The sequence below is a fragment of the Paenibacillus sp. O199 genome (genome assembly GCF_001636635.1).
Lineage (GTDB): Bacteria > Bacillota > Bacilli > Paenibacillales > Paenibacillaceae > Paenibacillus > Paenibacillus marchantiae.
Genome location: NZ_LGRP01000105.1, coordinates 1 through 484 on the forward strand (window position 1 = coordinate 1; position 484 = coordinate 484).

A 484-nucleotide genomic window follows, 5' to 3' on the forward strand; every position below is an offset into this window, starting at 1 on the left:
CTCCAGTTGTTCCTGTTCCGGTTGCGCCTGTCACCCCAGTTACACCCGTCGCACCAGTGGCTCCGGTTGTTCCTATTCCGGTGGCACCTGTCACACCTGTTACCCCAGTAAGACCCGTTGCACCTGTGGCTCCTGTTGTTCCCGTTCCCGTTGCCCCTGTCACACCAGTTACCCCGGTAAGACCCGTTGCTCCTGTGGCTCCAGTTGTTCCTGTTCCGGTTGCACCTGTCACACCAGTTACCCCAGTAATGCCCGTTGCACCTGTAGCTCCCGTAGCTCCTGTTCCGGTTGCACCTGTCGCACCAGTTACCCCAGTTGAACCCGTTGCACCTGTCACGCCAGTAAATCCTGTCGCTCCCGTGGCTCCAGTTACTCCAGTAAGCCCCGTTGCCCCAGTGGCTCCGGTTGTTCCAGTTCCAATGGCACCTGTCGCACCAGCTACCCCAGTAATCCCCGTTGCACCAGTGGCTCCCGTAGCTCCGGT

1 protein-coding gene is annotated in these 484 nt (G+C 59.7%); it reads right to left on the reverse strand.

What is annotated here, in order from left to right; all coding sequences use genetic code 11:
• The coding region (locus A6049_RS32335; protein WP_205412072.1) for a hypothetical protein at positions 1-484 on the reverse strand (484 nt) is incomplete at both ends.